Origin of the sequence: Elstera sp. (assembly GCF_044372965.1) — a bacterium.
Taxonomy (GTDB): Bacteria; Pseudomonadota; Alphaproteobacteria; order Elsterales; family Elsteraceae; genus Elstera.
In genome coordinates, this window is sequence record NZ_JBILQX010000277.1 from 1 (window position 1) to 3,367 (window position 3,367).

Below are 3,367 nucleotides of genomic sequence, written 5' to 3' on the forward strand. Positions count from 1 at the left end.
AGCCCGGCAATACCGCCCGTCACTTGGTCGCCCGGCACCAGCGGCCCCACCCCTGCCGGAGTTCCCGTCATGATGAGATCGCCGGGTTGCAGCGTGACCGAGCGCGACAGAAACGCGATAACATCCGCCACCGGCCAAATCATATCGGCAAGGTCGCCGGTTTGCTTCTCGACCCCATTCACCGAAAGCCAGATCCGGCCCTGCTTGGCGGTTGCGCCACTCTCCACCCGATGCAGCGGCGCAATTGGTGCCGATAAATCGAAGCCTTTCGCAAGGTCCCAGGGCCGCCCCGTGGCTTTCGCCGCACCCTGCAAATCCCGGCGCGTTAGATCGACGCCAATGCCATAGCCGAACACATGGGACAAAGCATTCTCGGCAGAAATATCAGCGCCTCCCGTTACCAGCGCTACCACGAGTTCGATTTCATGGTGCAGGTTCTGCGTGTCCGGCGGATAGGGGATCGTGGCCCCGCTCTCCACGACCGCATCGGCGGGTTTGCAGAAGAAAAACGGCGCTTCCTTATCCGGGTTATGCCCCATTTCGCGCGAATGTTCGGCGTAATTGCGCCCCACGCAGAAAATCCGCCGCACGGGAAACCGCGCCGCCTCCCCGGCAATCGCAACCGAGGCTTGGGATGCGGGAGGGAAGACGAATTGGGTCATGGCAGGGCCTCTTGTCCGACAAATTGAGTCGCTATCCTTAGTCACGCGCCGCCCCAACGCAAGGCTCTTCCCACAACCATCGGCAGGGCGCAACAGTCCCAAGCTTATGGATCCCAGGCGATTAGGGGCGGCGAAACGGCGCGAGGTGCAGCAGGAGCGCAGCAAAAATCAAACCCGCGGCCAAGAGGAAGGTTATTTGCATGCCAAGGGTCACGGCTTCGGGCAGCGCGACCGACTGACCAAATGTTTGGGCCGTAAAGGCGAAGGTTGCCCCCATCACCGAGGCGCCCGTAATCAACCCAAGATTGCGCGACAGAGTCAGAATACCGGAGGTAACGCCGCGCTGATCGGCGGGAACCTCCGCCATAATCCCCATCGTGTTGGCGGCTTGGAACAGTTGATAGCCCGGCGTTAGAAGTACGATAGCGGCACTATAGCCGATCACCCCGAACGGCACCGGCAAGAGCGCGAGCGCAACCGCCCCAACGAGCATGAGTCCGAGCCCGATGCGCGTTGCAGCCGCCGCGCCCAACCGATCGACAAGCCGCCCGGCGGGAAAGCCGCTGAGGGCCGAAAGGAGGGGGCCAAGCGTTAGAACCGCCCCCACGCCGGTCTCGCTCAGGCCCAGCGCTTGGCTCAGATAAAACGGCCCGACAATCAATGTTGCCATCATAACCGTCGACACCAGCCCATTGGCGATAAACCCGGCACAGCGAGCGGGATCGCGAAGCAAGCTCTGGGGTAGAATAGGCGATGCGGCCCGCGCCTCAATCCGGAGAAATAGCCAAAAACCCCCGCACGCCGCTAACAGCAAACCCCCATTCCATACATCGAAATGGCCCTGTCCAAGCGTCATGGCCAGCGCATACGCCACGAGCGTCAGGGCTAGCACAAGGATGCCGAGCGCATCGAATTTCCCCGCTTGCGGCTGGCGCGGCGTCGCAGGAAGCGTGCAATAGGCCAGCAGCAGCGTCAGCCCACCCACGGGAACGCTGACGAGGAAGATTGCCCGCCAGCCCCCTTCGGCAATCAATATCCCGCCCAAGGACGGCCCGAGCGCCGTCCCAATCGCCGACATGGTTCCGAGCAGGCCGATCGCGCTCCCTGCTTTTGCTTTGGGAACAATTTCGCTCACAAACGCGATCGTCAGGGCCATCATAATCGCCGCCCCCAGCCCCTGGAGCGCCCGGGCGGCAATTAACAGCCAAAGGGTGGGGCTAAGGGCACAGAGGAGCGAGGCCACCGTGAACAGCAGCATCCCCGCCAACAAAAGACGACGGCGGCCCAGGAAATCACCCAGCCACCCCACCCCGACGATCAAACTGGTTATGGCGAGAAGGTAGGCGAGCACAACCCACTGCACCGCCTGAAACGGCGCCTGAAACGCCTGGGCCAGCGTCGGCAACGCGACATTCGCAATGCTCGTGCCGAGGGCCGCAAGCAGAATGGAAAGACATAGGCTGCCGAGCGCCCAGCGCTCGGACGATTTTAACGCGGCCTGTTTCACGCTGGTCTTCCTTGTTTGAGAACGCTTTGAGTGACGTTACCCAAACCCTAAGGGGCAACCGCATAAGGCGGAACGCGCGGCATCTGCAGTTTATTCGTGCATGAAACGCCTCATCAGGCGCGCCGCGTGCTAGGCTTGCGCCATGGTGATGCCCGATCTCAATTTGCTGATTGCCCTCGATGCCTTACTCGCGGAAGAGAGCGTCGCCCGCGCCGCCAAACGGCTACGGCTAAGCCCGTCGGCGATGAGCCGAACCCTCGCGCGGTTGCGCGAGGTGATGGGCGATCCCCTCTTAGTGCGGGCCGGACGGGGGCTTGTCCCCTCACCGCGCGCACTGGCGCTGAAAGCTGAGGTGCGCGACATCGTCCACACGGCTGAGACGATCTTGCGACCGTTAGAAGCCCTTGACCTCGGGCACCTCACGCGCAGTTTCACGCTCCGCGCGCGGGAAGGCTTTGCCGAGACCTTCGGCCCCGCCCTAATAGCTCGGATCGACGCGGAAGCGCCCGGTGTGCGGCTTCGTTTTGTGCCGAAATTGGATAAGGACAGCAGCCCGTTGCGCGACGGCAGCGTCGATCTTGAAACCGGCATCTTGGATGGGTCGATTGGGCCGGAAATTCGCGCGCAAGCTTTGTTTCAGGATCGCTTTGTCGGCGTTGTCAGGGCTCAACATCCGCTTGGTGAGGGCGTGATGACGGCGGCCCGCTACGCGGCGGGGCGGCACATCGCGGTGTCGCGGCGGGGCCTTGCAAAAGGTGGGATCGATGCGATTTTAGCCCGGCTGGGGCTCGAGCGCGCAATCAAGATCAGCGTCGGTAGTTTTTCAGCCGCCCTCGCGCTAGCGCGCGCGTCCGATCTCATCGCCACGGTGCCCGCACGCCATACCGCCGCCCTCCAGGCCGGGATGTATCCCTTCCCGCTGGACGTGCCGGAGATTACGATTTCGCTGCTGTGGCACCCACGGCACGAGGCTGACCCCGGCCATCGTTGGTTACGAGGCTGCGTGCGTGAGGTTTGTGGTGCTGGGGCGAATGGCCAATAGCAAAAGCCCCGTCGATTTTCGTCGTCGGGGCTTTGTTTGGTTGCGGGGGCAGGATTTGAACCTGCGGCCTTCAGGTTATGAGCCTGACGAGCTACCGGGCTGCTCCACCCCGCGTTATATTTTAAGGCTGAGATTTTTGAGGGCTTGTGATGTGTG

Annotated in this window: 3 protein-coding genes and 1 tRNA gene; 1 reads left to right on the forward strand and 3 read right to left on the reverse strand. The window is 62.5% G+C overall.

Annotated elements, in window-relative coordinates; genetic code table 11:
* A partial coding sequence (locus ACIQ36_RS19480) for a fumarylacetoacetate hydrolase family protein (RefSeq protein WP_395832452.1) occupies positions 1-662 on the reverse strand: 662 nt, incomplete at its 3' end.
* Positions 663-783: 121 nt separating this feature from the next.
* Positions 784-2,169, reverse strand: coding sequence for an MFS transporter (locus ACIQ36_RS19485; protein WP_395832454.1), 1,386 nt, complete (start codon positions 2,167-2,169; stop codon positions 784-786).
* Positions 2,170-2,311: 142 nt separating this feature from the next.
* Between ACIQ36_RS19485 and ACIQ36_RS19490 the strand changes: the two genes are divergently transcribed.
* Positions 2,312-3,211 carry a LysR family transcriptional regulator gene (locus tag ACIQ36_RS19490; RefSeq protein ID WP_395832456.1) on the forward strand — a complete coding sequence of 300 codons (900 nt, stop codon included), beginning with the start codon at positions 2,312-2,314 and terminating at the stop codon, positions 3,209-3,211.
* A gap of 37 nt (positions 3,212-3,248) precedes the next feature.
* Here the strand turns inward: ACIQ36_RS19490 and ACIQ36_RS19495 are convergent.
* Positions 3,249-3,325: transfer RNA gene (locus ACIQ36_RS19495), tRNA-Met, on the reverse strand.
* Positions 3,326-3,367 lie beyond the last annotated feature (42 nt).

Excerpts from the sequence above, each read along its gene's own strand:
- ACIQ36_RS19490 (WP_395832456.1), top strand. The coding sequence starts at position 2,312 with ATGGTGATGCCCGATCTCAATTTGCTGATTGCCCTCGATGCCTTACTC.